This window comes from Pseudomonas sp. FG35, from assembly GCF_057809295.1.
This window is the reverse complement of the sequence record NZ_JBMDJR010000021.1, coordinates 28,214-53,304: the sequence shown is the minus strand read 5'-3', so window position 1 is coordinate 53,304 and position 25,091 is coordinate 28,214. Positions and strand designations below refer to the sequence as shown.

Below are 25,091 nucleotides of genomic sequence, written 5' to 3'. Positions count from 1 at the left end.
TTTTTCTGACCCGCGAATGATCAGTCGTTGCTTGGCTTGTTCACCGCTTGCAACACGTACTGCGGCAAGGCGAAAGCACCAATGTGAATTTCCGGGTTGTAGTAACGGGTAACGATGCCGCTGCCGATGAAGCGCTGTTGCAGAATTTCACGGCTCAGCTTGCGGTAGGCCGGGTTGGTCGAGCCCCAGGCAAAGGTCATCGAACCGCCGATGTAGGTCGGCACGGCTGCCTGATAGAAGTGCCAGTCCGGGAACAGGCTGCGCAGGCGACCGGCAGTGGTTTTCACTTCTTCGATCTGCATGAACGGCGTGCCGTTCTGGGTCACGAGGATGCCGCCCTCGTTCAGGCAGCGGTGGCAGGCCTGGTAGAAGTTTTCCGAGAACAGCACTTCGCCCGGACCGATCGGGTCGGTGGAGTCGGAAATGATCACGTCGAATTTTTCAGTGGTGGTGGCGACGAAACGCATGCCGTCGTCGATCACCAGGTTCAGGCGTGGATCGTCGTACGCACCGCTGGAGTGGTTCGGCAGAAACTCTTTGCACATGTCGACCACGGTGCCGTCGATCTCGACCATGGTGATGTGCTCGACGCTGGCGTGTTTGGTCACTTCGCGCAGCATGCCGCCGTCGCCGCCGCCAATGATCAGCACGCGCTTGGCGGTGCCGTGGGCGAGGATCGGCACGTGGGTGAGCATTTCGTGGTAGATGAACTCATCGGCTTCGGTGGTCTGGATCACGCCGTCCAGCGCCATCACCCGGCCCATGCGCGGGTTCTGGAAAATCACCAGGTGCTGGTGTTCGGTGCGCACTTCGTGCAGCAGTTTTTCCATGCGAAAACGCTGGCCGTAGCCTTCGTAGAGGGTTTCCAGGTATTCGCTGGTCTTGGTGACGGTCATGGTGAAGTGCTCCGATGAATGCGCGGGCGCCAATCGTCAGGTTCGATTGCCCGGGAAAGGCGCGCATTCTACGTTGCCGAAGATGACAGGTCGAACCTCAGTTCATCGGCCCGACCCGATCAGGGTGCGAACGGTCAGATCCGCACGTTGCCCCGCGGCCCGGCAATCGCCCAGATGATCAGGCCCAGCACCGGCAGCAGGATGATCAGCAGCACCCAGAGGATTTTCATCCCGGTCTCGGCGCCGCTTTTCAGCACATTGATGATCGCCCAGATGTCGAGCGCAAGAATGATCAGGCCGACCAGGCCGTTGAACGTGGAACCCATGGTGTCGCTCCAGAATAGTGGCATGCACTTTTAGGATAGACGGTCGCGCACAGGGTTCCCTTTTATTGCATTCAGACGTGAACGGCGACCTTCAGGGCTTCCAGCGACGGCGCGGCGGCAATGCCGACTTCGGCGCACAGTTCCAGCACGCGCGGCACGTCGTTGCCGTAGACCAGCACCACTTGCAGCTCGTCGTCGAGCAGCTGGCTGAAGTTCATCAGGGTGTAACCGCCGTTTTCCTTGTTCAGGCTGCTCATCTGCACCTGGATGCGGTTGAGCGCGGTCAGCGCCTCGGTCTTGGCCAGTTGCTTGGGCTTGAGGTTGAACTCGACGCCCGGGCCGAACGAAGCCACGATCTGTGCGAACAGGTCAACGTAGGTGTCCGCCTGAAACAGTACGGTCTCGGGCAGGCTGCCGACCACCACCCATTCGCCCAGCGGAATCGGGAAAGTGTCGTCGTAGTTGATGTCCGGGTTGGCGGTCAGAAAAGCATCGGCATCGGCGTAGGCCTGCGCCGCTTCGTCAGCGACCTTCAGGATCTCGTCTTCGCCCATGCAGCCGGAGCTGATTTTGCTGATGAGTTCGGCGAGTGCGGCTTTCATGGGAGCGGATCCTGTGGCGAAGAGAATTTTGAGGGCGCGAAGGATAGCGCATTCTCGCCTTCGCCACAGAACGGGTTCCGGCCAGCGGCTTCAGCCCAGCAGTTTTTCCAGCTGCGCGGTGGTGTCCACAGCGCCCATGGTGCGGGCCGCGTCCAGCGCGGTGATGCCGTTGGCATCCTTGGCTTTCGGATCGGCGCCCTGGTCGATCAGGTAGTCGACGATTTCAACCCGGTTGAACATCGCCGCCATCATCAACGCCGTGCGTCCGTCGAAAGAGGCACCTTCAATCTGCGCCCCACCTTCGACCAACGCCTTGACCACGGCCAGGTCACCCTTGAACGCCGCGCCGGCAATCGGGCTTTGGCCGTTGCCGTTACGTTGTTCCGGGTCGGCCTTGTGCTTGAGCAACACTTGCACCGCGTCCACATGCCCGTAGTAACTGGCGAGCATCAGCAGGGTGTCGCCCTTGCTGTTGGTCAGGTTCACCGGCAGACCGGCAGTGATCAGGCGATCCAGCATTACCGCATCGCCCTCACGCGCCTTGTTGAATACCTGCTCGGTGAATTCGGCGGCTTCTTCTGGGGTCATCTGGCGGCTTTGGTCGGACATGGGGCAACTCCACTTTCGGTCGATCGGAAAGCCGATAGTTTCCCGAGCGCGGCGATAGCTGTCATCCCCTTTTTTCCGAGACCGCCGATAGCCAATATCAATAACGGAACTTGCCTGCCCGGATGTCCGCAAGGATTCCATCCGAGACCTGCACGTAGGTTTCTGTCCCTGGCAGCCAGGCATAAATCGGGTCATCGCCTGTCTGGCGGGGATCGAAGCCTTCGTTTTTCAGGCGCGTCTTCTGGTATTTGAAGGTGCCGGTGGTTTCCATTTTCACCTTGACCCGTAAGAACAACGGCACCGCGTAGGCCGGCATACGCTGGCGGACGAAGGCCAACAGTTCGGCGAAATCCAGGGTCGCCAAAGACTCGGCCGGGGTGATCGCCGCCATCCCGGCGCGACCGTTGGTGTTGGGGATTTCCACACCATAGGCCACGGCTTCGGAAATGTGCGGATGTTGGAGCAGCAGGTTCTCGACCTCGGTGGTCGAGACGTTCTCTCCCTTCCAGCGGTAGGTGTCGCCGAGGCGGTCGACAAACTGTGCATGACCAAAACCGATGTTGCGCAGCAGATCGCCGGTATTGAAAAAGCGATCCCCTTTGATGAACACGTCCTGCAGCACGACTTTGGCGGTTTTCTGCGGATCGGTGTAGCCGTCCAGCGGCGCCTTGTCGTCGATCCGCGCCAGCAGCAGGCCTCGCTCGCCCCGACCGACCTTGCGCATGAACCCGTCAGCGCCACGAATCGGCTCGCCGCTGTCCTGGTCGTAGGCGACCAGTTCCCAGGCCATCAGCGAGAAGCCGATGGTGTTGTCGAAATTGAGGATGTTGGTGAAGCCAATATTGCCGTCGCTGGCCGCGTACAGCTCGCAAATGTGATCCACGCCGAAACGGGTCTTGAACTCGGCCCACGCGCCGGGCCGCAGGCCGTTGCCGATCATTTTGCGCACGTCGTGACGGCTGTCGTCGGCGCTGAGCGGCTGATCCACCAGATAACGGCACAACTCGCCGACGTAACCGATGGTGGTTGCGCGGTAGCGGCGCACGTCGCTCCAGAACTGGCGGGCGCTGAACTTGCGGCGAATCGCGAAACCCGAAGCGCCATTAACCGCCGAACCCCAACACACGCAAAGCCCGGTGGCGTGGTACAGCGGCAAGGTGCAATAGACGATGTCGTCCGGGCGCATGTCGAGGGCGATCATGCCGAAGCTCGCCGAACTGCGCATCCAGCGGCCGTGCTTGAACACGCCGGCCTTGGGCAAACCGGTGGTGCCGGAGGTGTAGATGTAGAAACAGGGGTCGTCGAAGAAAATCTGCCGGCTGCTGGCCGGGTTGTCGCCCGAGGCGTCGGCACTGGCGCTGATCAGGTTGATGTAGCCCTCGGGCGCGATGCCCGGATGGCTGAAGGTATCCTGATCGGCGACGAACCAGGCGCGCGTTGCCGGGATCGACACTTGCTCGCGTACCGCCGCAAATGCCGGCAGCAGTTCCTCACCGACGACAATCGCCGCCGGCGTCACCAGATTGATGCTGTGGATCAGCGTATCGCGGGTCTGCGAGGTATTGAGCAGCGCGCTGACGGCGCCGACCTTGGCCAGGGCCAGAATCGTCACCAGCAGTTCCGGGCGGTTCTCGATGAACACCGCCACCACATCGCCCTTGCCGATACCCTGGCCGATCAAATAGTGGGCAATGCGGTTGGCCCACTGGTTGACCTGTGAATAACTCAGCACCACCTCGCCCGACAGCAGCGCGGGGCCTTCGGGATTGCGCAGGGTCGCTTGCTCGAATGTCCAGCCCAGGCCACAGGTTTGGGTCGGATCCTTGACGTTGGCCACCTTCATGCCTTTCACCACCCGCGGGATGGCTTTGGCAATCATCGGCAGTTTGCGGAGCATCATGCCCCAGGTAATCGTGTCGCTCGGCGCGTGGCGCATGGCAGCTCCCGTTCGACCTTGACGTGCAGGCCGGATTTTTATTGTCGGGCAATCGGGTGAGGCAACCGGCGCTTCTCGAGCGGGGGTCGTGGCCGAAAATACGTCAGGGCTTCGCGGGCTGTACACGCGGTTTTTGCAATGTTTTGTATCCGCCAGCGCTATATGGCGAAGCGGGATTGCTGCCGGACGGAATGGTTCCATCGGATCGACAGCGATCCCGCAAAATGCAGGATGCACGATGGCCATTCATGCAGATTGCACGACAGCCGAAATGAGAAAATTTTATAACCTGCTGTTTTATAACGATTTTTAAAAAAATAAATACTGGCACAATCGCTGCAACTCCCTACGCATGCTTGCCATTCAAGTGCATACGGAGCTGAAAGACATGAGCCTGATCCAAGAAAAATTTACCTCCCTGTTCTCCAACTTCGACGTCACCACTGCGCCACGTCCCGATGGCGGGATCCTGCTGACACTGAAGAGTGCCGACGGCAAAGTGTTCAAACGTGCGCTGACCTATCAGCAACTGCATGCCGGCGATCAACTGTCGTGGGCGATCAGCGCGATCCGTCGTGATCTGGCAGAACAAGCCAGCGAGCTGCCGCAGATCGGCATGCTGCAAAGTCAGCAACGTTTTGCCCTGCCGACTTATCACTCGATGTAATTCGAACACCGTATAAACAGACAGGCCGTGGAGCTTTCGCTTCACGGCCTGTTTTTTTGCGCGGCGATTGTGTGAACTCAGAACGCTTCGGGTTCGATCCCAGTGAAGCTGTCGACGGTCACATGACCTTCCAGCTCCCCGCCCTCACGAGCCAGGCCGCAGGTTTGCAGGCCGGCTGACTGGGCGGCGTCGAGTTCCTGGACGATGTCGGAGAGGAACAGGATTTCCTGCGGTTCGACTCCGATGGCCTGCTGGATATTGGTATATGACTGCGGCTCGCGCTTGGGGCCCGACGTGGTGTCGAAGTAGCCACTGAACAACGGCGTCAGATCTCCTGCTTCCGAGCAGCCGAAAATCAGCTTCTGCGCCTGGATCGAACCGGACGAATAAACAAAAAGTTGATAACCGGCCTGATGCCAGCGCTGGAGCGCTTCAACAGCGTCCGGGTAAACATGGCCTTTCAACTGCCCGGCCTGATAACCCTGCTCCCAGACCATGCCTTGCAACGCTTTCAGCGGCGTGGCTTTGCGGTCTTCGGCGATCCAGGCCAGCAGAATTTCCACGACTCGCTCGACGTCAGCCTGCGGTTCGTTGCTGTCGCGGCGCACGGCATCCAGTTGCTCGGCAACGTCGGCGCGCTGGGCGTTCTGACGGACGAAGTCCGGCAGGTGTTTGGCGGCATATGGGAACAGCACGTCGAACACAAAACTCACCGCGCTGGTGGTGCCTTCGATGTCGGTGAGAATGACCTTGATCGACATCGCTCAGTCCTCCAGACGCGGGAAGCGACCGGCGATGTCTTCGCCGGTGAAGTTGGCGACCCAGCCTTCAGGGTTGTTGAACAGACGGATCGCCACGAAATGCGGGTTCTCGCCCATATCGAACCAATGCTTGGTACCGGCCGGCACCGAAATCAGGTCGTTCTTCTCGCACAGCACGGCGTAGACGTAATCGTCGATGTGCAGGGTAAACAGACCGCGACCGGCAACGAAGAAGCGTACTTCGTCTTCGCCATGCCGATGTTCTTCGAGGAACTTGGCGCGCAATTCGGCTTTTTGCGGGTGGTCGCTGTTGAGGCTGATTACGTCGACCGTGATGTAGCCGCGCTCAGTCATCAGTTTGTCGATCTGCTCTTTATAAGCACCGATCACTTCTTCCTGGCTGGCGCCGGGCTGGATCTTCGCGGCGGCTTGCCAACGGTCGAAGCGCACGCCCTGCTCGGCCAGGGTCGAAGCGATGTCTTCGAAATGGGTCAGCACCTTGTTCGGAATCTCGGGGCTGGAAACGTGATAGACGGACAGGCTGCTCATGGGGCATTCCTCGGTATCGGCCTTGCCGTCCGGTTCTTCGAGACCGGTCGGGCACTGCATTCATCGGGCAAAGGGGCTGGTTCTGGTGAAGTCAGCCTTGGCGGTTCATGACGCTGCGGGTCTTCAACTCGCATTCAAACAGGAATTCAAAGGCCTCGATCTGGCGCAACGCGTCGCTCATCTGCGCGCCCCAGGTGTAGAGGCCGTGGCCGCGAATCAGATAACCCACGCAATCGGGATGGGCCTCGAGCCAAGGCTGCACCTTGGCAGCGAGGCGTGCAATGTCCTGATCGTTGTCGAAGATCGGCACGCGCACCCGGGATTCGTGGGTCGAGACGCCGCTGAAGGCTTTTTGCAGTTCGTAGTCTTCGAACTCGATGAAGTCTTGCGGCGTCAGGCGCGACAGCACCGTGGCGTTCACCGAGTGGGTGTGCAACACCGCGCCGATTTCCGGGCGCCAGCTGTAGAGCTGGGTGTGCAGCAGGGTTTCGGCGGACGGTTTTTTGCCGGGTTCCAGGCTGTTGCCGGACAGATCGGTGGCGAGCACGTCGTCCAGGCCCAACTGGCCCTTGTGCTTGCCGGACACGGTCAGCAGCGCTTCGCTCGGCGACAGGCGCGTCGAGTAATTGCTGCTGGTGGCCGGCGACCAGCCGCGACCATAAAGAAAACGCCCGGCGTCGACAATTTGCTGGGCAAGCTGTTCACGGGTAAGGCTCATGGCCTGTCCTCTTGCATTCGAATGGCAATGATAACGGCAGCGGCGAGCGCTGCGAGACTGGCAATACTAAAGGTCAATGTCGCGCCGAGGGCATTCCAGCTGTAGCCGGAATACAACGCGCCGAACGCACCACCGGTGCCAGCCAGCGCGGCATACAACGCCTGACCCTGCCCTTGCTGACGCGCGCCGAAGCTACGTTGCACGAACGCGATGGCAGCCGCATGAAAGCTGCCGAACGTCGCCGCGTGCAGCACCTGGGCAAACAGCAAGACCCACAGGAACTCGGCGAACGAACCTAGCAGCAACCAGCGCAACGCCGCCAGCAGAAAACTCGCCATCAACACCCGCCGCAGGGAAAAACGCGCGAGGATCCGGCTCATGGCCATGAACATCAGCACTTCCGCCACCACGCCGACCGCCCAGAGCATGCCGATCACGCCGCGGCTGTAGCCCAGTCGTTCGAGGTGCAGGGTCAAAAACGTGTAATACGGCCCGTGACTCATCTGCATCAGCGCCACGCAACCGTAAAACGCCAGCACCCCGGGATTGCGCAACTGTTTGAGAAAGCCCTCGCCCGTCGGACGGTTGCCCTGAGGCGGTTGCGCATTCGGCACCCACAGACTGCTGAGGACGATGCCGGCCATGATCAACACCAGCGCCGCCGGGTAGATGTCGAGGCTGAGCCATTCGAACAGGCGACCGAGGGCGACCACGGTGATGATGAAACCGATCGAGCCCCACAGGCGAATCTGACTGTAGCGGGAGGTCTGGCCCTGCAAATGCGCCAGAGTGATGACTTCGAACTGCGGCAGCACCGCGTGCCAGAAAAACGCGTGCAAGGCCATGACCATCGCCAGCCAGGCGTAGGTCTTGCTGACGAAAATCAATGAGAACGTCAGCAGCGTGCACACCGCGCCGAAGCGCACGATGGCCAGGCGCCTGCCGGTGTAATCGCCAAGCCAACCCCAGATGTTCGGTGCTACGCAGCGCATCAGCATCGGGATCGCCACCAGTTCGCCGATCCGCGCGGCACTGAAACCGAGGTGATCGAAGTACAGCGCCAGAAACGGCGCCGTCGAACCGAGCAAGGCGAAATAGAACAGATAGAAACTGGACAGCCGCCAGTACGGGAGCGCCGCCACGGTCAGACCGCGGCGGCTTTGAGATCACCCATCAAAGCTGACCCAGCACCGGGGTGCTCACGCGCACATCGGCGTTCTGGCCACGGTGGCGCAGCAGGTGATCCATCAACACGATGGCCATCATCGCCTCGGCAATCGGCGTGGCGCGGATACCGACACATGGGTCGTGACGGCCCTTGGTAATGACATCGACCGGGTTGCCATCGATGTCGATCGAACGGCCCGGGGTGGTGATGCTCGAGGTCGGCTTCAAGGCCAGGTGCGCGACGATCGGCTGCCCCGAAGAGATCCCGCCAAGGATGCCGCCCGCGTTGTTGCTGAGGAAACCTTCCGGGGTCAGCTCGTCACGGTGTTCGGTGCCGCGCTGGGCGACGCAGGCGAAACCGGCGCCGATTTCCACACCTTTGACCGCGTTGATGCTCATCAGCGCATGGGCCAGTTCGGCATCGAGACGGTCGAAGATCGGCTCGCCCAGGCCCGGCATCACGCCTTCGGCAACCACGGTGATCTTCGCCCCGACGGAGTCTTGATCGCGGCGCAACTGATCCATATAAGCTTCCAGCTCCGGCACTTTGTCCGGGTCCGGGCTGAAGAAGGCATTCTGCTCGACCGATTCCCAGGTCTTGAACGGGATTTCGATCGGGCCGAGCTGGCTCATGTAGCCGCGAATGACGATGCCTTGGCTTGCCAGGTACTTCTTGGCGATGGCGCCAGCCGCGACGCGCATGGCGGTTTCCCGCGCGGAGCTGCGACCGCCGCCGCGATAATCGCGCTCGCCGTATTTGTGGTGGTAGGTGTAGTCGGCGTGGGCCGGGCGGAACAGGTCCTTGATCGCCGAGTAGTCCTTGGACTTCTGGTCGGTGTTGCGAATCAGCAGGCCGATGGAGCAGCCGGTGGTGCGGCCCTCGAACACGCCGGAAAGGATTTCGACTTCGTCGGCTTCCTGGCGCTGGGTGGTGTGGCGGCTGGTGCCCGGCTTGCGACGGTCGAGGTCGCGTTGCAGATCTTCAAGGGAAATCTCCAGGCCCGGCGGGCAGCCGTCGACAATGGCGACCAACGCCGGACCATGGCTTTCGCCCGCGGTGGTGACAGTGAACAGCTTGCCGTAGGTATTGCCGGACATGCAGGACGCTCCGTGAAATCGAACCCAGATTCGTGATGCGCGCCAGTATACGCAGGCTAACCGAGTAGTTCATCCTCGAACCTTAGCGGTGTGGGTGAGTCCAACCGGCACCTTGGCAAATGATGGCGTGATGATGCTGCGAGTTTTGATCTTGAGCCTTTCCCTGTTTACCGGCTTCGTCCAGGCGACTGTCCTGCAACGTCCGGTCACGTTGACGACTGACAACGGCGAACTTTTCGGCTCGCTATTGCTGCCGAAATCCGACAACCCCGTGCCGGTTGTCCTGATCCTTTCTGGCTCGGGTCCTACCGATCGTGACGGAAACAACCCCGACGGCGGGCGCAATGACAGCCTCAAGCGACTGGCCTGGGTGCTGGCCAAACACAACGTCGCCAGTGTGCGTTTCGACAAGCGCGGCGTGGCTGCCAGCCTGGCCGCAACCCCGGACGAGCGAAACCTGTCGGTGGAAGCCTACGTGGCGGACGCCGTGGCCTGGGGGCAGAAGCTGAAAGCCGATCCGCGCTTCGGTCCGTTGATTTTGCTGGGCCACAGCGAAGGTGCATTGATCGCCAGCCTGGCCGCGCCGAAGGTGGACGCCGCAGCAGTGATCTCTCTCTCTGGCACAGCCCGGCCCATTGATCAGGTACTGCGCCGCCAACTGGCCCGCAGCCTCCCTCCTCCTTTGATGCTGCGCAGCAACGAATTGCTCGACAGCCTCAAGGCCGGGCGCACCGACGACAATGTGCCGGCGCCCTTACAGGTGATTTTCCGTCCGAGTGTGCAGCCGTACCTGATTTCGCTGTTCCGTCAGGATCCGGCGGCGGCCTTCGCCCAGCTGCAAATGCCGGCGCTGATCGTGCAAGGCAGCAACGACATTCAGGTCCAGGTCGATGATGCGAAATTGCTCAAGGCCGCCAAACCGGACGCGCAACTGGCGCTGATCGAAGGCATGAACCACGTGTTGCGCATCGTGCCCAACGACGTGAAGCGGCAACTGGCCTCCTACAAGGACCCGAATTTGCCGCTGGCGGCGGAACTGGGGACACGCGTTCTTGAATTTATTGACGGACTTCGCACCCGTTAAGCGGTGTTTACCCTCTAGTCCTGGGAAAAACGGCCGATAAGCCTTTGTCGCCAGCGTACTGGCTGGCGGCAAGCAGCTTGGACAGGATCTCGCCGTTATGACCGATACCCAGACTTCACCCGACACCACCGCTGAAAAAGACGCACCGCCAGCGGTCGAGCTGCCATGGGCGGATGTCCACGTCGAGCACCACAAGATGCTCCGCCTGGCGCCGTTGCAGACCGACCGCAACACCGGCGGGCGGCCGCTGCGCTTCGTTGAATTCGGTTACGCCGAGCGCAACGGCAAAGAACACAGTCTGATGCGCATGGCGATCAAGTTGCCCGCTCAGCGCGTGCGCAAAGAGCAAAATCACCTGGACGTGTGGGTCGACCATACGACCAAACGCGTGCATTTCGGCCCGGACAGCGGTTTGCAGATCGAACCGATGAACCGTGGCATCGGCCGTTTCATGGCTGCCCAAGGCATCAACTGGGCAAAAAAACGCTGGCCCACCTACACCGTCGACGGCATGGACTTGAACAACAAGGACGCGCTGAACGAAGACACTCGCCTGCGCCGCGATCACTTTCTGCGGGTGCATGGCTTTGATGTGGTTTACGCCGACGCCCAGCATTTGAAGGGCAGCGTCAAAGAAGTGAAGGTCGGCGACCTGCTGGGTGACTGGAACAGCGAAAAGCTGCAGATCGTCGAAATTCTTGAAGCTGCGCAGATGTTGCAGCAGGCCGAGCAGAATCTGGCCGAGCAGGAAGTGAAGCTGAAGAAGCAGGAAGACAAGGTCAGCAAGTTCAAGCGCGAAGACGCCGGGCTACGTTTCACTATTACCTGTCTGGTGGCGTTTGCGGTGTTTCAGGCCGGGTTGCTGATCTGGATTGCTACGCACCGCTAAGCCAATGATCGTTCCCACAGAGGTGGGAACGATCGGTCCAGGTCAGACGCGGGAAGCGAACAGTACCTGATGGGCGCGACACTGTTCGGCGGTCAGCATGAACACGCCATGCCCGCCGCGCTCGAACTCCAGCCACGCGAAGTCGACCTCCGGATACAGCGCTTCGACGTGGACCTGGCTGTTGCCCACCTCGACAATCAGCAAACCCTTCTCGGTCAGATGATCCGCCGCTTCGGCGAGCATCCGGCGTACCAGGTTCAAGCCATCGTCGCCACAGGCAAGGCCCAGTTCCGGCTCGTGCTGGTATTCGTCCGGCATGTCGGCGAAATCTTCCGCATCGACGTAGGGCGGGTTCGACACGATCAGGTCGAAACGTTGACCCGGCAGACCATCGAAACCATCGCCCTGTACGGTGAACACCCGCTCATCGACGCCATGACGCTCGATGTTCTGGTTCGCCACTTCCAGCGCTTCGAACGACAGATCCGCCAGCACCACTTCGGCGTTCTGGAACTCGTAGGCGCACGCGATGCCGATGCAGCCGGAGCCGGTGCACAGGTCGAGAATCCGCGCCGGCTCGTCGCCGATCCATGGGGCAAAACGGTTTTCGATCAGTTCGCCAATCGGCGAGCGCGGGATCAGCACGCGCTCATCGACGATGAACGACATGCCGCAGAACCAGGCTTCGCCCAGCAGGTAAGCGGTCGGAATGCGCTCTTCGATGCGGCGCTTGAGCAGGCGCTGAAGATTGACCAGCTCGTCGTCTTCCAGTGCACAATCCAGATAGCTGTCGGCGATTTCCCATGGCAGGTGCAAGGCACCGAGCACTAGCTGCCGGGCTTCGTCCCAGGCATTGTCGGTGCCATGGCCGAAAAACAGATCCTCCCCATGGAAGCGGCTGACGGCCCAACGGATGTGGTCGCGCAGGGTACGAAGTCGGGAAGTGATCACGGGGCAGAACTCCAGAAAAAACGACTGGCGATTCTAGCAGCCAAAACGCGCCGCGACGACGCAGGAAAAATTCCGGCGCGACGGTAGGACTCTTCCGATTTTCCCCTCGGCTATTGAACAGATCGTGTAACTTGACAAGGCTGCAGGCCAGCAACGACGGTGTCTACGATGGTAGCGATTCACAGAACCGCTCAGCCAGAGGACAATGTCGCAAAAGCCCCACCCGAAGGAGCCCCAGAATGTCCGTTCCAAAAACGATGTTTCAACTCAGCGGTCGCGGTTACGCAGCGGCCACGTTGAGCCATGCCACCGTGGTCATCATCGATGCCCAGAAAGAGTACCTCAGCGGCCCGCTGGCCCTGAGCGGCATGGACGCGGCTGTCGCGAACATCAAACAACTGGTTGCCGCCGCCCGCGCAGCCGGTCGGCCGATCGTGCACGTGCGTCACCTCGGCACCGTCGGCGGTCTGTTCGACCCGCAGGGCGAACGCGGCGAGTTCATCCCCGGTCTGGAACCCCAGGGCGATGAAACCATCATCGGCAAGTTGCTGCCGAGCGCCTTTCACGGCACCGAACTCTATGATCGTCTGCAAACCATCGGCTCGCTGGACCTGATCGTCTGCGGCTTCATGAGTCACTCCAGCGTCAGCACGACTGTGCGCGCGGCGAAAAACCTGGGCTTCCGCTGCACCCTCGTCGAAGACGCCTGCGCCACCCGCGATCTGCCGTTCAAGGGCCGCGTGCTCAGCGCCGAACAGGTGCAGGAAGCGGAAATGGCAATCATGGCCGACAACTTCGCCACCCTCGCCCTGACCCAGGATCTGATCTGATCGACCGTAAATGAGCGGCTCAGCCCGCCGCTCATCTGCAAAAACCTCGCATTTGCTTCAATTACCCTAGCCTCAGGAACAACCCGGTCAACTCCCGGTCGAAGGGCCGATACCCATTGAGGAAGGTCGGAATGAAGTTATCCGATGGATTTGACGCACGCCGCTTGCGGCCCAAAGGCCAAAGCAACTGGCGATTTCGATTCGGCGCGGCGATCGCGGCCATTCTGGCCACGTTCGGCGTGCTGCTGGCGATGGCCGGGGCCGCCAGCCTGCTGGGGCGCCCGCCGGCGCTCGGCGACCTGAACGCAACACCGCTCGGCTCGGCGATCATTCTCGCGGTCGGCCTGCTGTTCCTGTATTTCGGCGTGGCCCTGTGGCGTCGTTGCCGGCGCCGCGCACGGCAATCGCGAGAATTGAACATGTCCCCGCACCTGATGAAAAAACACGATTGAATTGAGGGCCTGGCTTTTTGCCGGGCCGTTTTGTGTCCGTTTGGGTAAACTGGCCGCCCTTCGCGGAGGCTGACATGCAAGACGACGATTTTTCCCTGTTCAAAAGTGCGATTCAAGGCGTCAAGCCGATCAAGCACGACCGCGCCGACACCGGCAAACCCAAGACTGACCGTGACCGGATCGCCAAGCTGCGCCAGTCCGCCACCGTGCGCACCGACACCACCACCGTTGATGGCCTGTCCGATCAGTTCGTGATCGACGTCGGTCCCGAAGACGAGTTGATGTGGGCCCGCGACGGGGTGCAGGAAAGCCAGATGCGCAAGCTCAAGATCGGGCAGATCCCGTTCGAAGGCAGCCTCGACCTGCACGGCATGAGCGTAGAAAAAGCCCGCGAAACCCTTTGGGCGTTTCTCGCCGAAGCCACCAGATTCGAAATCCGCTGCGTACGCGTCACCCACGGCAAGGCCGTGCGTCTGGACGGCAAGCGGCCGATGATCAAAAGCCACGTCAACACCTGGCTGCGCCAGCATGCGCAAGTGCTCGGTTTCTGCTCGTGCCAGGCGAAACATGGCGGCGCCGGCGCGGTTTACGTGATGCTGAAACGCACCATGATGGAAGGCCGCGACGAATAAACCCGTCACACCGAACTTGCAGGGTCGTGTCCGCCACCGTACCCTTGCCCTTTGCGAAAATCCCCACAGGTAGTTTCATGTCCCTGGAACAGAATTACACCGCGATTCTCGGCCAACTGGGCGAGGACGTCTCCCGCGAGGGCCTGCTCGACACGCCAAAGCGTGCCGCCAAAGCCATGCAGTACCTCTGCCGCGGTTATCAACAGACGCTCGAAGAGGTCACCAACGGTGCCCTGTTCAGCTCCGACAACAGCGAAATGGTGCTGGTCAAGGACATCGAGCTCTACTCGTTGTGCGAACACCACCTGCTGCCGTTCATCGGCAAGGCCCACGTCGCGTACATCCCGAGCGGCAAAGTGCTGGGCCTGTCGAAGGTCGCGCGGATCGTCGACATGTACGCCCGCCGCCTGCAGATCCAGGAAAACCTCAGCCGCCAGATCGCCGATGCGGTCCAGCAGGTCACCGGCGCGCTGGGCGTGGCCGTGGTGATCGAGGCCAAGCACATGTGCATGATGATGCGCGGGGTGGAGAAGCAGAACTCGTCGATGATCACTTCGGTGATGCTCGGTGAGTTCCGTGAAAACGCGGCGACCCGCAGCGAGTTTCTCAGCCTGATCAAGTAATGCGTGACAGGAAAAAACCGGCGTTGATCGCCGGTTTTTTTTCGTCCGTGAAAAATCGGGTAAGCTGCGCGCCTTCTTCAATGTCCCTGTGAGGCTTGTAACGTGTTCGTCAAAGCGCTTCGTGTCGGCCTCGGCCAACTGATCATCTTCGTTGATTTCCTGACCCGTCCGGGCAAGAAACAACGCCCCGCCGCTGCCCAGGCTGAGGTTGACGCCGCCGCCAGGGACCTGACCCTGTATCAGTTCCACGCCTGCCCGTTCTGCGTGAAGACCCGCCGCAGCCTGCGTCGCCTGAATGTGCCGGTGACCCTGAAGGATGCGAAGAACAACGAGCAGGATCGTCAGACCCTGCTCGAACAAGGCGGCAAGATCAAAGTGCCGTGCCTGCGCATCGAAGAGAACGGCCAGACCACCTGGATGTATGAGTCCAACACGATCATCGAATATCTGAACCAGCGGTTCGCCGCAGTCTGAATCAAAAAAACCGGCCTGATGGCCGGTTTTTTTATGCCGCCTGCACGGCCTGTGCCTGGCGCACCACCGCCGCCAGACGCTTGAGCCCTTCATCGAGTCGTGAAGGATCGATGTGACTGAAGTTCAGGCGCAGATGACCGGGATTGCGATCCGGCTCGGGGAAGAATGGTTCGCCCGGCATGAAAGCCACATCGTCGGCCAGCGCGGTGTTCAGCAACGTGCGCGTGTCCAATGGCTGCTTCAGGGTCAACCAGAAAAACAGCCCGCCCTGCGGCGTGTTCCAGTCCGCCAGATCGGCGAAATGGGTTTCCAGCGCCGCTTGAAAGGCGTCGCGGCGCTGACGGTAGAAGCCGCGCAATTCACTCAAGTGCTGTTGATATTTCTCACTGCCAATCCACTGCAATGCCTGCCACTGACCGATGCGGTTGGTGTGCAGATCCGCCGATTGCTTGAGTTTGAGCAGATGCGGGAAAAGGTCCGGGCTGGCAATCAGGTAGCCGACTCGCAGGCCCGGCAACAGGGTTTTCGACACGGTGCCGGTGTAGATCCAGCTGGATTTCTTCAGGCGTCCGGCAATCGGTCGGGCGCTGCCGCCGCCGAAGGTCAGTTCGCGATAGGGTTCGTCTTCGATCAGGGTCACGCCGAATTCGTCGAGCAATGCCGCAACGGCTTCGCGCTTGGCTTCGCTGTAGCGCACGGCGGACGGGTTCTGGAAGGTCGGGATCAGATAGATGAACGCCGGGCGATGCTGTTCCAGACGCTGACGCAATTGCGTGAGGTTCGGGCCGTCAGCCTCCAGCGGCACGGTCAGGCAATCGGCGCCGAACAGCTGGAAGATCTGCAGGGCCGCCAGATAGGTCGGCGCTTCGAGCAGGATTTCGGTGCCCTTGTCGATGTACAGCTTGGCCGCCAGATCCAGAGTTTGCTGGGAGCCGCTGACCACCAGCACCTGACTCGCCTCACACGGCAAACCCAGCGCTCTCGCCTCTGCTGCCAGCGCTTCGCGCAGTGCCGGCTCGCCTTCGCTCATGCCGTACTGGCCGAGAGACAGTGGCATGTCGGCCCATTCAACCTTCGGCAGCATGGCTTCAGCCGGCAAACCGCCAGCAAACGACATCACTTCCGGGCGCTGGGCCGCGGCAAGGATTTCACGGATCAGAGAACTTTTGAGGCGCGAGACACGTTCGGAAAAAGCCATGGAGGTCACCGCTAGCGAGGCATGGGAAAAATGAGTCAAACTTGTTGACTGAAATTACGACAGCCTCACTGGAAACGTCAATATGCTTGACCTTAAAAACTGCGCCAGCCAGCAACAAGCCATGGAAGCGTTTTTCTTCGGTTACCAGGCGTTCACCGCCAAGGCCGATGAAATGCTCGAGCGTCGCGGCTTGTCCCGCGTGCATCAACGCATCGTGTTTTTCATCGCTCGCTATCCGAACCTGAGCGTCAAGGAATTGCTCGCGCTACTCGGCGTCAGCAAGCAGGCGCTGAACATGCCGTTGCGGCAATTGCAGGAAATGCACTTGGTGGACAGCGTGGCGTCCGAGACAGACAAGCGTAAACGCCTGCTGGAGCTGACCGTTGAAGGGGCGAAATTTGAACAGGCGCTGCGTCGGGAACAGGTGAAATTGCTTGAACGCGTCTTTGCCGAAGCCGGCGAAACGGCGGTAAACGGTTGGCTGGCGGTGAATCTGGCGCTGGGAACCAATCGCCCGAACGAGTGATATAGCTCGATCAACTGTCTTTTCGTCTACAAAACCAAAAACAATATTTGCTTTATTTGTACACAAAAGCATAATCCACAGCGTGCGAGTTCCTGACCGCATGGTCAACAAATTCGCGTATGCCTCAAAGGGCCGCTGCCACCCCTCATGGGTCCGGTCCTGGAAATAACAATAAAACTCTTGAGGAGTACTCGCTGTGGAAAGCCGCAAATCCGAAGCATCGACGCTGGAACTCTCGCCGCCCTTACGCACGGGCCTGCTTGAGCGCATCTTCAAACTCAGCTTGCATGGCACCACGGTGAAGACCGAGCTGATTGCCGGTCTGACAACCTTCATCACCATGGCCTACATCATTTTCGTCAACCCGAACATCATGGCCGATGCCGGGATCGATCACGGTGCAGCCTTCGTCGCCACCTGTATCGCCGCCGCGCTGGGCTGCCTGCTGATGGGCCTCTACGCCAACTGGCCGGTGGGCCTGGCGCCGGGCATGGGCCTCAACGCGTTCTTCACCTACACCGTCGTCGGCACTATGGGCTACAACTGGGAAACGGCCCTCGGTGCGGTGTTCGTCTCGGGCGTGCTGTTCATGATCCTGACCTTTTCGCGGATTCGCGAATGGCTGCTCAACAGCATTCCGGTCAGCCTGCGCTATGCGATGGGCGCCGGCGTGGGCCTGTTCCTCGGGCTGATCGGCCTGAAAACCGCTGGTATCGTCGTCGATAGCCCGGCCACCCTGATCAAGCTCGGCTCGCTGCGTGAACCCGGCCCGCTGCTTGCAGCCATCTGCTTCCTGATGATCGCGATCCTCAGTTATCACAAAGTGTTCGGCGCAATCCTCATCAGCATCATCACCGTGACCCTGGCAGGCTGGGGCCTGGGCATCGTGCACTATGAAGGGATAATGTCCACCCCGCCGAGCCTGGCGCCGACCTTCATGGCCATGAATGTCGCCGGCGTGTTCAACGTCAGCATGATCAGCGTGGTACTGGCTTTCCTGTTCGTACACATGTTCGACACCGCCGGCACCTTGATGGGCGTCGCACAGCGCGCCAATCTGGTGAACCCTGACGGCCGTATCGAAAACCTGTCCCGCGCCATGAAAGCAGACAGCGCCTCCAGCGTATTCGGCGCGGTCGTCGGCGTTCCGCCCGTCACCAGCTACGTGGAAAGTGCCGCTGGCGTAGCCGCTGGTGGTCGGACTGGTCTTACCGCAGTCACCGTGGGTGTGCTATTTATAGCCGCGATGTTCTTTGCACCGCTGGCCGGCATGATTCCCGCCTATGCCACCGCTGGCGCGCTGATTTACGTAGCGATGCTGATGATGGGCGGCATGGCACACATCGAATGGGACGAAGCGACCGACAGCATTCCGGCGATCGTCACCGCGATCATGATGCCGCTGACCTTCTCGGTCGCCGACGGTATCGCGCTGGGCTTCATTACCTATGTCGCGCTGAAGGCCGGCACCGGTAAATACAAAGAGATTTCCGTCAGCCTGTGGGTGCTCTGCGCGATCTTCATCGCCAAGTTCATCTTCCTGTAAGCGCTGCGCGGTTCACGCTTCAAAACAGCCTCACCCCATCGGGTGGGGCTTTTGCACATTCTTGATAACGATAAAAAGGAGCAAGTGATGAGTCTGGAAACCTGGCTGCTGTTCAGCGGCGCTGCGCTGGTGGTGATCCTGATTCCGGGGCCGCTGTCGTTGCTGATGATCAGCAACAGTCTGAACTACGGTCTGCGTCGTTCGTACCCGGCGTTTCTTGGCGGCGTGTTCGCCTCGATCTGCCTGCTCAGCGCCTCGGCGCTGGGGTTGGGCGCCCTGTTGCTGGCGTCCGAGAAACTGTTCAGTGCCCTGAAAATCATCGGTGCGATCTACCTGTTCTACCTTGCCTGGCAGAGCTGGCAGCAATCGCGTCAGCCGTCGATGGGTGCCGAAGTGCCTCAGGCCGCACCGGTTCCGAAATTCCGCGCGCTGTTCAGCCGGGCCTTCGTGCTGGGCGCGAGCAATCCGAAAGACATTTTGTTTTTCGCCGCGTTTCTGCCGCAATTTCTCAGCGCCGAGCAACCGTTCCTGCCGCAACTGCTGGTGATGATCGCCACCTGGACGCTGCTCGATCTGCTGTGCAAATTGACCTACGGCCTCGGTGCCCATGGCGCGGCGCGTTATCTGCGCAGCGGCAAGGGGCAGAGCTGGTTCAACCGCATCAGCGCCGGACTCTTCGGGGGGGCTGGTGCAGCTTCACTGCTGAGCAGCCACTGATCCGCGATCAGACTGACCGCCATTTCCAGGTGAAGTGGCGGTAGTTGTCCACCTGGAAACGTCCGGCATCAACTGTGTCACCCGATAGACATATGTACCGCACGGCAACGTGCAGGCTTGAGGATCATTGAACGCTCCCGTCATCTGGACCCCGTGAGCACAACAATCCATGAGCCCGAAGAAACCGATCCGCCCCAGAACCCCGCCCACTTCAGATCAAGGCATCCCGAGGGCCCGCGATACGTCGCCTGAAATCACCGTCAGGCAAGCGGCTCACATCGAACAGCCGCCCCTCGATCAGACGACCGATCCGCTCACCGGCCCCGGCAATCTGCCGTCCGGCTCCTCGCCTGCGCACTATCAGATCGCCGATCTGCCCCTCGGCACCCCTATCGCTCGCGTCACAAACGATCGCCCGATTGCCGGTTACTTTCTTCCACCGCGCCTGGTGGACAGATTACCCCAGCCCGACTCACTGACAGGATTTCGCAAGGCCGGGCCGTATACCTACGTCGACCTGATCGACGGCGGAACGGTTTTGCTCGGCGCGGATTTACAAAGCAATATCAGAGCCCGAATGTCGAACGAACTCTGGGCTTCCGGCCCCCGACTCGAGCAGGTGGCAGGCACCCTGCAATGGCGCACGGTGGCCTCGAACGGTTCATCGACCATCGACGCTTCGCAACTTTTTATCACCCGCGTTCCCGCACCCGCTGACGAAGCGCACGCTACACCGCCCAAACGTCCTCGTATTGCGGGTGATGAACAGCAACCGACTGACCCCTCCAGCGCGAACCGCGCGATTGCCGACGCAGAGCTGGATGCGCTGATCGATCCCTGGAAGACCTGGGGCATCATCGGCCAACCGGGCTCACCTGACGACATCAATATCAACGGATCCCGATACCGGACCCTGCCCCGCGGCCCCGCACACAACGATCCAATTGTTTACATCAAGCATCCGTATCACCTGATGTACGACTACGCCACGCTGGATCGGACACTGCGCACCGACTTCCTGCAGCAACCTCGCGGCGCCATTCGTGTTCCGCCTGCCCTGCATTGGGAAGTCGATCCGGCCCTGCCATTTCAGCGGCCGATGAAAGAAACCGTCGCCACCTATTTCCCCGAGTTGTCGGACGTCACCCTGCACAATGTCGCCAAACGGCAATTCACACTCGCCAATGGCTCCGAGCTTGCAACGGGCAGCGGTCTGACGCTGTTGCGTCAAGCGTTCAATGACTGGAAAACCGGCACCGTCAACCCGCGTCCGGAGTTGGTCGATCCGTTGTTGATGCTTGATTCACTGCCGCGATCCATAACGGAAGGCAACCAGAAGGTCGAGCTGCCCGTTGCCAACGTGAAAGCCGGTCTGCGTCGCCTGGACTTCGATCCGGCCCGGTTTCCAGAGGAATGGAGATACTTCATGCCGAGCCAGTCGGCGGTCGATATAAAACGCTTTGCGGCGGGGCTTCTGACGCGCAACGGCTACAGCGTTTTCGAACCGAGCCCTGCACAAAGCTTTGCGGCCGTTGTGTTCACACGGACAGGGCATGACTTCGTCTTTTTCCTCAGCCTGCATCGCGTCAGGGGACGCCAGATTCAGCAGCCTGCTAATCAGGATCCGAATGCCGCGAATATCAGGCTGATCGATCAGGTCGGTCAGGACGCCGCGCAAGCCGTGGAAGCGGCTCACCCGGCGAACAAGGTCGTCTGGCTCAGAGGGGGCGTGCAGACGCTCGCCCCTTATCCGGATACGTTTTTCATCATCAGGGATGATTACGCAAGGCTTTGATGCCTCACAGACGCGAGGATAAAAAAAGCCCGCAGTGTGAGCGGGCGAAAGACCAAAGAAGCTATATGCGCAGTCGCTTCCCGGCAGGAGCAGCTGCTTGGGGGTCAGCTGCCCCGATAGGTGGAATAGCTGTAAGGCGAGATCAGCAACGGTACGTGGTAGTGATCCTGTTCGGCAGAGATGCCGAACCGCAGTACCACCACGTCCAGGAATGCCGGCTCCGGCAACTGGACGCCACGGGCGCGGTAGTAATCGCCGGCGTGGAACTGAACCTGATAGACACCGGTACGGTAGTCATCGCCTTGCAGCAGTGGCGCATCGACCCGACCATCGCTGTTGGTAAGCGCACTGGCGACCAATTCCAGGTGCGAACCTTCAACGCGGTACAGCTCGACCTTGATCGAGCTGCCCGGGCAACCGTGTGCAGCGTCCAAAACGTGTGTTGTCAAACGTCCCATTGATTCTGCGTGCCTGCCTGCGTGGAGCAGTCAGACTTCGCGCCTCCCGAAGTCAGTTGAAAAGGAGACCGCACCGTTTCGGAGCACGAAAAGCTGCGGCGAGCGATTGATTAAGACACTTTTAAAAAAAATTGTACACAATAAAAACGACATTTTTCCTCTCACCCCCGCCATCCTTCGATTTCCCGGTGATTTGCCCCATAACCTCGCATTCATTGAACCCCCAATCCATTAGCTGACTGGTCAGGCAGGTTTCTTGCAGGTTCACGCCATTAACAGCAAAAGATGACGGCCGGTGAAAAATGCGAAAATTCAGGCTTACAAATTGAGAATAAAGTTGTATACAATCAGCCCATCGCTGTGACGCCAGCCTGCCATCCAAACTTCAGGGCGCCACACAATCTGTCAACGAATAAGAAGGAAGACTGCAGTGAGCGCTGACTACCCACGCGACCTGATCGGTTACGGCAGTAACCCTCCTCACCCACACTGGCCGGGCAATGCCCGGATCGCCCTGTCGTTCGTACTCAATTACGAAGAAGGCGGCGAGCGCAACATCCTGCACGGCGACAAAGAATCGGAAGCCTTCCTCTCGGAAATGGTCGCGGCCCAGCCTCTGCAAGGCGCGCGCAACATGAGCATGGAATCGCTTTACGAGTATGGCAGCCGTGCCGGCGTCTGGCGGATCCTGAAACTGTTCAAGGAATTCGACATTCCGCTGACCATCTTCGCCGTGGCCATGGCCGCCCAGCGTCACCCGGACGTGATCCGTGCGATGGTCGCGGCCGGTCACGAGATCTGCAGCCACGGTTACCGCTGGATCGACTACCAGTACATGGACGAGGCGCAGGAACGCGAGCACATGCTCGAAGCGATCCGCATCCTCACCGAACTCACCGGCGAGCGCCCGCTGGGCTGGTACACCGGGCGCACCGGCCCGAACACCCGTCGTCTGGTGATGGAAGAAGGCGGTTTCCTCTACGACTGCGACACCTATGACGACGACCTGCCCTACTGGGAACCGAACAACCCGACCGGCAAGCCGCACCTGGTGATCCCGTACACCCTGGACACCAACGACATGCGCTTCACCCAGGTCCAGGGTTTCAACAAGGGCGACGATTTCTTCGAATACCTCAAGGATGCGTTCGACGTGCTGTATGCCGAAGGCGCCGAAGCACCGAAGATGCTATCGATCGGCCTGCACTGCCGTCTGATCGGCCGTCCGGCGCGTCTGGCTTCGCTCAAGCGCTTTATCGAATACGCTAAAAGTCATGAACAGGTGTGGTTCAGCCGTCGCGTCGACATCGCACGTCACTGGCACGAAACCCACCCGTACCAAGGGGCTGCCAAATGAGCACCTTTCAAACCCTGCAACCGTCGACCCTGAGCCGCGACGCCTTCGTCAAAGCCTTCGCCGACATCTACGAACATTCGCCATGGGTGGCCGAGAAGGCCTTCGACCTGGGCCAGGACGCATCGATCGACCAGATCGAAACCCTGCACCAGCGCATGAGCGACATCCTGTTGAGCGCCGATCACGCCAGTCAGCTGGCACTGATCAACGCTCACCCGGACCTGGCCGGCAAAGCTGCCGTCCAGGGCGAGTTGACCGAAGCCAGCACCCATGAACAGGCTGGCGCCGGTATTCACCAATGCACGGCCGAAGAGTTCCAGCGCTTCACCGAGCTGAACGACGCCTACAAGGCCAAGTTCAAGTTTCCCTTCATCATGGCGGTAAAAGGCAGCAACCGGCATCAGATCCTCGCGGCGTTCGAAACGCGCATTCACAACCCGGTCGACACCGAGTTCAAATGCGCGCTGGCGGAGATCAACAAGATTGCCCTGTTCCGTTTACTGACTCTCTAGCGAAGCCTGGCCCGAGTGCATCAAACGCGGAGAGCACCCAGGGCCCTGCAAGCATCCCAAGCCACTTATTTAAAGGCAGACAAGAAGAATGAAAGCTTACGCCGTACCTTTCGAGAAGTTCGTCAACCTGGCCGATGCCCGTCTGGGCACCAAAATCATCTCGGTCACCGATGACTGGTTCGCAGACGCCAATCGTCTGTTTCAGCCGACCCCGGCCGTGTGGAAGGAGGGCGTGTTCGATGACAACGGCAAGTGGATGGACGGCTGGGAGTCCCGCCGCAAGCGCTTCGAAGGCTACGACAGCGCGGTGATCCGCCTGGGCGTACCGGGTTCGATCAAAGGCGTGGACATCGACACTTCATTCTTCACCGGCAACTTCCCGCCATCGGCCTCGCTGGAAGCCTGCTTCCTGGCGTCGGGCGAGCCGGACGAAAACACCCAGTGGACTGAAGTGCTATCGGCCGTCGAGCTGCAGGGCAACAGCCACCACTACCACGAAATCAGCAACGACAAGGCGTTCAGCCACCTGCGCTTCAACATCTACCCGGATGGCGGCGTGGCCCGTCTGCGCGTGTACGGCATTCCGTTCCGCGACTGGTCGGCTGTTGGCGACAACGAGCAAGTCGACCTGGCCGCAGCCCTCAACGGTGGCCGCGCCCTCGCCTGCTCCGACGAACACTTCGGCCGCATGAGCAACATCCTCAACCCGGGCCGTGGCATCAACATGGGCGACGGCTGGGAAACCGCACGTCGTCGCACGCCGGGCAATGACTGGGTGATCGTCGCACTGGGTCACCCGGGCGAAATCGAAAAAATCATCGTCGACACCCTGCACTTCAAGGGCAACTACCCGGACACCTGCTCGATCCAGGGCGCGTTCGTCAAGGGCGGCACCGACAGCCAGATCGAAACCCAGTCGCTGTTCTGGCGCGAACTGCTGCCAAGCCAGAAGCTGGAAATGCACGCCGAACACACCTTCGTCGAGCAGATCAAGGCACTGGGCCCGATCACCCACATCCGTCTGAACGTGTTCCCGGATGGTGGTGTGAGCCGCCTGCGCGTACTGGGCAAGGTCGCTAAATAAGCGGTGCGCCCTTCGCGAGCGAGCCCGTTCCCACAGGGGACTGTGGTGTACACAAAACCTGTGGGAGCTGGCTTGCCAGCGATGACGATAGAACCAACAACACAGAATTCGGAAAAGAACAGCATGCGCACACTGACGATTGAACCGCTGACCAAAGAAGCCTTCGCCCCTTTCGGTGACGTGATCGAAACCGACGGCAGCGAGCACTTCATGATCAACAACGGTTCGACCATGCGCTTCCACAAACTGGCGACGGTCGAAACCGCAACGCCTGAGGACAACGCGATCATCAGCATTTTCCGCGCCGACGCGCAGGACATGCCGCTGACCGTCAGCATGCTGGAACGCCATCCGCTGGGCAGCCAGGCTTTCATTCCGCTGCTCGGCAACCCCTTTCTGATCGTGGTCGCGCCACTTGGCGATGTACCTGTATCAGGCTTGGTCCGCGCCTTCGTCACCAACGGCAGGCAGGGCATCAATTACCATCGCGGCGTCTGGCACCACCCGGTGCTGACGATCGAAAAGCGGGATGACTTCCTGGTGGTTGATCGCAGTGGCACAGGCAATAACTGCGATGAGCATTTTTTCAAAGAGGATGAGCGTTTGATCCTCGCCCCCCACCAATAAGAGAAGG

The 25,091-nt window shown here is 60.3% G+C and carries 29 protein-coding genes; 16 read left to right on the top strand and 13 right to left on the bottom strand.

The window, feature by feature from the left end; genetic code table 11:
* Positions 1–20 precede the first annotated feature (20 nt).
* From speE to ACODTD_RS27040, 5 genes are all read right to left on the bottom strand, one after another.
* Positions 21–896, bottom strand: coding sequence for a polyamine aminopropyltransferase (gene speE, locus ACODTD_RS27060; protein ID WP_285354610.1), 876 nt, complete (start codon positions 894–896; stop codon positions 21–23).
* Between the two features lie 134 nt (positions 897–1,030).
* Positions 1,031–1,222: a PLDc N-terminal domain-containing protein gene (locus tag ACODTD_RS27055; protein ID WP_007959984.1), complete on the bottom strand. Its 192-nt coding sequence runs from the start codon at positions 1,220–1,222 to the stop codon at positions 1,031–1,033.
* A gap of 71 nt (positions 1,223–1,293) precedes the next feature.
* Positions 1,294–1,824 carry a hypothetical protein gene (locus ACODTD_RS27050; RefSeq protein WP_011333215.1) on the bottom strand — a complete coding sequence of 177 codons (531 nt, stop codon included), beginning with the start codon at positions 1,822–1,824 and terminating at the stop codon, positions 1,294–1,296.
* Positions 1,825–1,914: 90 nt separating this feature from the next.
* Positions 1,915–2,433, bottom strand: coding sequence for an ankyrin repeat domain-containing protein (locus tag ACODTD_RS27045; protein ID WP_011333214.1), 519 nt, complete (start codon positions 2,431–2,433; stop codon positions 1,915–1,917).
* Positions 2,434–2,530: 97 nt separating this feature from the next.
* Positions 2,531–4,369, bottom strand: a complete 1,839-nt coding sequence (locus ACODTD_RS27040) for a long-chain-acyl-CoA synthetase (protein WP_011333213.1) — start codon at positions 4,367–4,369, stop codon at positions 2,531–2,533.
* 388 nt (positions 4,370–4,757) lie between these two features.
* Here ACODTD_RS27040 and ACODTD_RS27035 point away from each other — a divergent pair, with 388 nt between their 5' ends.
* Positions 4,758–5,036 (top strand): DUF3509 domain-containing protein, encoded by a 279-nt coding sequence (locus tag ACODTD_RS27035; protein ID WP_041475181.1) that lies wholly within the window; start codon positions 4,758–4,760, stop codon positions 5,034–5,036.
* Positions 5,037–5,113: 77 nt separating this feature from the next.
* Here the strand turns inward: ACODTD_RS27035 and mtnC are convergent, their stop codons facing one another.
* The 5 genes from mtnC to aroC form a co-directional block, all read right to left on the bottom strand.
* A complete protein-coding gene (mtnC, locus tag ACODTD_RS27030; protein ID WP_011333211.1) occupies positions 5,114–5,797 on the bottom strand; it encodes an acireductone synthase in 684 nt (227 codons plus the stop codon).
* Positions 5,798–5,800: 3 nt separating this feature from the next.
* Positions 5,801–6,346, bottom strand: coding sequence for a 1,2-dihydroxy-3-keto-5-methylthiopentene dioxygenase (locus tag ACODTD_RS27025; RefSeq protein ID WP_039770173.1), 546 nt, complete (start codon positions 6,344–6,346; stop codon positions 5,801–5,803).
* Between the two features lie 91 nt (positions 6,347–6,437).
* Positions 6,438–7,064 (bottom strand): methylthioribulose 1-phosphate dehydratase, encoded by a 627-nt coding sequence (locus ACODTD_RS27020; RefSeq protein WP_011333209.1) that lies wholly within the window; start codon positions 7,062–7,064, stop codon positions 6,438–6,440.
* Positions 7,061–8,206 (bottom strand): MFS transporter, encoded by a 1,146-nt coding sequence (locus ACODTD_RS27015; protein ID WP_285354609.1) that lies wholly within the window; start codon positions 8,204–8,206, stop codon positions 7,061–7,063. The genes ACODTD_RS27020 and ACODTD_RS27015 overlap by 4 nt, the downstream gene beginning before the upstream one ends.
* Positions 8,207–8,237: 31 nt before the next feature.
* Complete coding sequence (gene aroC, locus ACODTD_RS27010) at positions 8,238–9,329, bottom strand: chorismate synthase (protein ID WP_011333207.1); 1,092 nt, start codon at positions 9,327–9,329, stop codon at positions 8,238–8,240.
* Positions 9,330–9,459: 130 nt separating this feature from the next.
* Between aroC and ACODTD_RS27005 the strand changes: the two genes are divergently transcribed.
* Positions 9,460–10,413 carry an alpha/beta hydrolase gene (locus tag ACODTD_RS27005; RefSeq protein WP_489105380.1) on the top strand — a complete coding sequence of 318 codons (954 nt, stop codon included), beginning with the start codon at positions 9,460–9,462 and terminating at the stop codon, positions 10,411–10,413.
* A gap of 97 nt (positions 10,414–10,510) precedes the next feature.
* On the top strand, positions 10,511–11,302 hold the full coding sequence (locus ACODTD_RS27000; RefSeq protein ID WP_085649374.1) for a hypothetical protein: 792 nt from the start codon (positions 10,511–10,513) through the stop codon (positions 11,300–11,302).
* A gap of 42 nt (positions 11,303–11,344) precedes the next feature.
* On the opposite strand, the gene prmB is transcribed toward ACODTD_RS27000, so the two are convergent.
* Positions 11,345–12,253 carry a 50S ribosomal protein L3 N(5)-glutamine methyltransferase gene (gene prmB, locus ACODTD_RS26995; protein ID WP_489105379.1) on the bottom strand — a complete coding sequence of 303 codons (909 nt, stop codon included), beginning with the start codon at positions 12,251–12,253 and terminating at the stop codon, positions 11,345–11,347.
* Positions 12,254–12,492: 239 nt separating this feature from the next.
* Between prmB and ACODTD_RS26990 the strand changes: the two genes are divergently transcribed.
* From ACODTD_RS26990 to ACODTD_RS26970, 5 genes are all read left to right on the top strand, one after another.
* Entirely contained in the window at positions 12,493–13,083 is a 591-nt protein-coding gene (locus ACODTD_RS26990; protein WP_011333204.1) for a cysteine hydrolase family protein, read from the top strand.
* Between the two features lie 131 nt (positions 13,084–13,214).
* Positions 13,215–13,535 carry a hypothetical protein gene (locus ACODTD_RS26985; protein WP_007960009.1) on the top strand — a complete coding sequence of 107 codons (321 nt, stop codon included), beginning with the start codon at positions 13,215–13,217 and terminating at the stop codon, positions 13,533–13,535.
* Between the two features lie 74 nt (positions 13,536–13,609).
* Positions 13,610–14,167, top strand: a complete 558-nt coding sequence (locus ACODTD_RS26980) for a Smr/MutS family protein (RefSeq protein WP_011333203.1) — start codon at positions 13,610–13,612, stop codon at positions 14,165–14,167.
* 77 nt (positions 14,168–14,244) lie between these two features.
* Positions 14,245–14,790, top strand: a complete 546-nt coding sequence (folE, locus tag ACODTD_RS26975) for a GTP cyclohydrolase I FolE (protein ID WP_011333202.1) — start codon at positions 14,245–14,247, stop codon at positions 14,788–14,790.
* Between the two features lie 102 nt (positions 14,791–14,892).
* Positions 14,893–15,264: a glutaredoxin family protein gene (locus ACODTD_RS26970; protein ID WP_221616118.1), complete on the top strand. Its 372-nt coding sequence runs from the start codon at positions 14,893–14,895 to the stop codon at positions 15,262–15,264.
* A gap of 31 nt (positions 15,265–15,295) precedes the next feature.
* Here ACODTD_RS26970 and ACODTD_RS26965 read toward each other — a convergent pair whose 3' ends face one another.
* The gene (locus ACODTD_RS26965; RefSeq protein ID WP_489105378.1) at positions 15,296–16,462 is read right to left on the bottom strand and encodes an aminotransferase-like domain-containing protein; all 1,167 of its coding nucleotides are present in this window, start codon (positions 16,460–16,462) and stop codon (positions 15,296–15,298) included.
* A gap of 82 nt (positions 16,463–16,544) precedes the next feature.
* Here ACODTD_RS26965 and ACODTD_RS26960 point away from each other — a divergent pair, with 82 nt between their 5' ends.
* The 4 genes from ACODTD_RS26960 to ACODTD_RS26945 all read left to right on the top strand — a co-directional run bounded on the left by ACODTD_RS26960 (position 16,545) and on the right by ACODTD_RS26945 (position 21,046).
* On the top strand, positions 16,545–16,988 hold the full coding sequence (locus tag ACODTD_RS26960; RefSeq protein WP_011333199.1) for a MarR family winged helix-turn-helix transcriptional regulator: 444 nt from the start codon (positions 16,545–16,547) through the stop codon (positions 16,986–16,988).
* Positions 16,989–17,184: 196 nt separating this feature from the next.
* Positions 17,185–18,534, top strand: a complete 1,350-nt coding sequence (locus ACODTD_RS26955) for an NCS2 family permease (protein ID WP_011333198.1) — start codon at positions 17,185–17,187, stop codon at positions 18,532–18,534.
* 87 nt (positions 18,535–18,621) lie between these two features.
* On the top strand, positions 18,622–19,251 hold the full coding sequence (locus ACODTD_RS26950) for a LysE family translocator (protein ID WP_011333197.1): 630 nt from the start codon (positions 18,622–18,624) through the stop codon (positions 19,249–19,251).
* 169 nt (positions 19,252–19,420) lie between these two features.
* Positions 19,421–21,046, top strand: a complete 1,626-nt coding sequence (locus tag ACODTD_RS26945; RefSeq protein WP_285354606.1) for a hypothetical protein — start codon at positions 19,421–19,423, stop codon at positions 21,044–21,046.
* 104 nt (positions 21,047–21,150) lie between these two features.
* Here the strand turns inward: ACODTD_RS26945 and uraH are convergent, their stop codons facing one another.
* Entirely contained in the window at positions 21,151–21,504 is a 354-nt protein-coding gene (gene uraH, locus ACODTD_RS26940; protein ID WP_011333195.1) for a hydroxyisourate hydrolase, read from the bottom strand.
* 430 nt (positions 21,505–21,934) lie between these two features.
* Here uraH and puuE point away from each other — a divergent pair, with 430 nt between their 5' ends.
* From puuE to ACODTD_RS26920, 4 genes are all read left to right on the top strand, one after another.
* Positions 21,935–22,861: an allantoinase PuuE gene (gene puuE / locus ACODTD_RS26935; protein WP_064594599.1), complete on the top strand. Its 927-nt coding sequence runs from the start codon at positions 21,935–21,937 to the stop codon at positions 22,859–22,861.
* Positions 22,858–23,373, top strand: a complete 516-nt coding sequence (gene uraD, locus ACODTD_RS26930; protein ID WP_064594598.1) for a 2-oxo-4-hydroxy-4-carboxy-5-ureidoimidazoline decarboxylase — start codon at positions 22,858–22,860, stop codon at positions 23,371–23,373. The genes puuE and uraD overlap by 4 nt, the downstream gene beginning before the upstream one ends.
* 88 nt (positions 23,374–23,461) lie before the next feature.
* Complete coding sequence (gene alc / locus ACODTD_RS26925; protein ID WP_007960036.1) at positions 23,462–24,457, top strand: allantoicase; 996 nt, start codon at positions 23,462–23,464, stop codon at positions 24,455–24,457.
* A 123-nt stretch (positions 24,458–24,580) separates the two neighbouring features.
* Positions 24,581–25,084: an ureidoglycolate lyase gene (locus tag ACODTD_RS26920; protein WP_489105384.1), complete on the top strand. Its 504-nt coding sequence runs from the start codon at positions 24,581–24,583 to the stop codon at positions 25,082–25,084.
* Positions 25,085–25,091: the final 7 nt, after the last annotated feature.

What these genes read in the sequence shown, in the direction of transcription:
- speE (WP_285354610.1), bottom strand. Translation starts at nt 896, where the DNA reads ATGACCGTCACCAAGACCAGCGAATACCTGGAAACCCTCTACGAAGGC.
- ACODTD_RS27055 (WP_007959984.1), bottom strand. Translation starts at nt 1,222, where the DNA reads ATGGGTTCCACGTTCAACGGCCTGGTCGGCCTGATCATTCTTGCGCTC.
- ACODTD_RS27050 (WP_011333215.1), bottom strand. Translation starts at nt 1,824, where the DNA reads ATGAAAGCCGCACTCGCCGAACTCATCAGCAAAATCAGCTCCGGCTGC.
- ACODTD_RS27045 (WP_011333214.1), bottom strand. Translation starts at nt 2,433, where the DNA reads ATGTCCGACCAAAGCCGCCAGATGACCCCAGAAGAAGCCGCCGAATTC.
- ACODTD_RS27040 (WP_011333213.1), bottom strand. Translation starts at nt 4,369, where the DNA reads ATGCGCCACGCGCCGAGCGACACGATTACCTGGGGCATGATGCTCCGC.
- ACODTD_RS27035 (WP_041475181.1), top strand. Translation starts at nt 4,758, where the DNA reads ATGAGCCTGATCCAAGAAAAATTTACCTCCCTGTTCTCCAACTTCGAC.
- mtnC (WP_011333211.1), bottom strand. Translation starts at nt 5,797, where the DNA reads ATGTCGATCAAGGTCATTCTCACCGACATCGAAGGCACCACCAGCGCG.
- ACODTD_RS27025 (WP_039770173.1), bottom strand. Translation starts at nt 6,346, where the DNA reads ATGAGCAGCCTGTCCGTCTATCACGTTTCCAGCCCCGAGATTCCGAAC.
- ACODTD_RS27020 (WP_011333209.1), bottom strand. Translation starts at nt 7,064, where the DNA reads ATGAGCCTTACCCGTGAACAGCTTGCCCAGCAAATTGTCGACGCCGGG.
- aroC (WP_011333207.1), bottom strand. Translation starts at nt 9,329, where the DNA reads ATGTCCGGCAATACCTACGGCAAGCTGTTCACTGTCACCACCGCGGGC.
- ACODTD_RS27005 (WP_489105380.1), top strand. Translation starts at nt 9,460, where the DNA reads ATGATGCTGCGAGTTTTGATCTTGAGCCTTTCCCTGTTTACCGGCTTC.
- ACODTD_RS27000 (WP_085649374.1), top strand. Translation starts at nt 10,511, where the DNA reads ATGACCGATACCCAGACTTCACCCGACACCACCGCTGAAAAAGACGCA.
- ACODTD_RS26990 (WP_011333204.1), top strand. Translation starts at nt 12,493, where the DNA reads ATGTCCGTTCCAAAAACGATGTTTCAACTCAGCGGTCGCGGTTACGCA.
- ACODTD_RS26985 (WP_007960009.1), top strand. Translation starts at nt 13,215, where the DNA reads ATGAAGTTATCCGATGGATTTGACGCACGCCGCTTGCGGCCCAAAGGC.
- ACODTD_RS26980 (WP_011333203.1), top strand. Translation starts at nt 13,610, where the DNA reads ATGCAAGACGACGATTTTTCCCTGTTCAAAAGTGCGATTCAAGGCGTC.
- folE (WP_011333202.1), top strand. Translation starts at nt 14,245, where the DNA reads ATGTCCCTGGAACAGAATTACACCGCGATTCTCGGCCAACTGGGCGAG.
- ACODTD_RS26965 (WP_489105378.1), bottom strand. Translation starts at nt 16,462, where the DNA reads ATGGCTTTTTCCGAACGTGTCTCGCGCCTCAAAAGTTCTCTGATCCGT.
- ACODTD_RS26960 (WP_011333199.1), top strand. Translation starts at nt 16,545, where the DNA reads ATGCTTGACCTTAAAAACTGCGCCAGCCAGCAACAAGCCATGGAAGCG.
- ACODTD_RS26950 (WP_011333197.1), top strand. Translation starts at nt 18,622, where the DNA reads ATGAGTCTGGAAACCTGGCTGCTGTTCAGCGGCGCTGCGCTGGTGGTG.
- ACODTD_RS26945 (WP_285354606.1), top strand. Translation starts at nt 19,421, where the DNA reads ATGAGCCCGAAGAAACCGATCCGCCCCAGAACCCCGCCCACTTCAGAT.
- uraH (WP_011333195.1), bottom strand. Translation starts at nt 21,504, where the DNA reads ATGGGACGTTTGACAACACACGTTTTGGACGCTGCACACGGTTGCCCG.
- uraD (WP_064594598.1), top strand. Translation starts at nt 22,858, where the DNA reads ATGAGCACCTTTCAAACCCTGCAACCGTCGACCCTGAGCCGCGACGCC.
- alc (WP_007960036.1), top strand. Translation starts at nt 23,462, where the DNA reads ATGAAAGCTTACGCCGTACCTTTCGAGAAGTTCGTCAACCTGGCCGAT.
- ACODTD_RS26920 (WP_489105384.1), top strand. Translation starts at nt 24,581, where the DNA reads ATGCGCACACTGACGATTGAACCGCTGACCAAAGAAGCCTTCGCCCCT.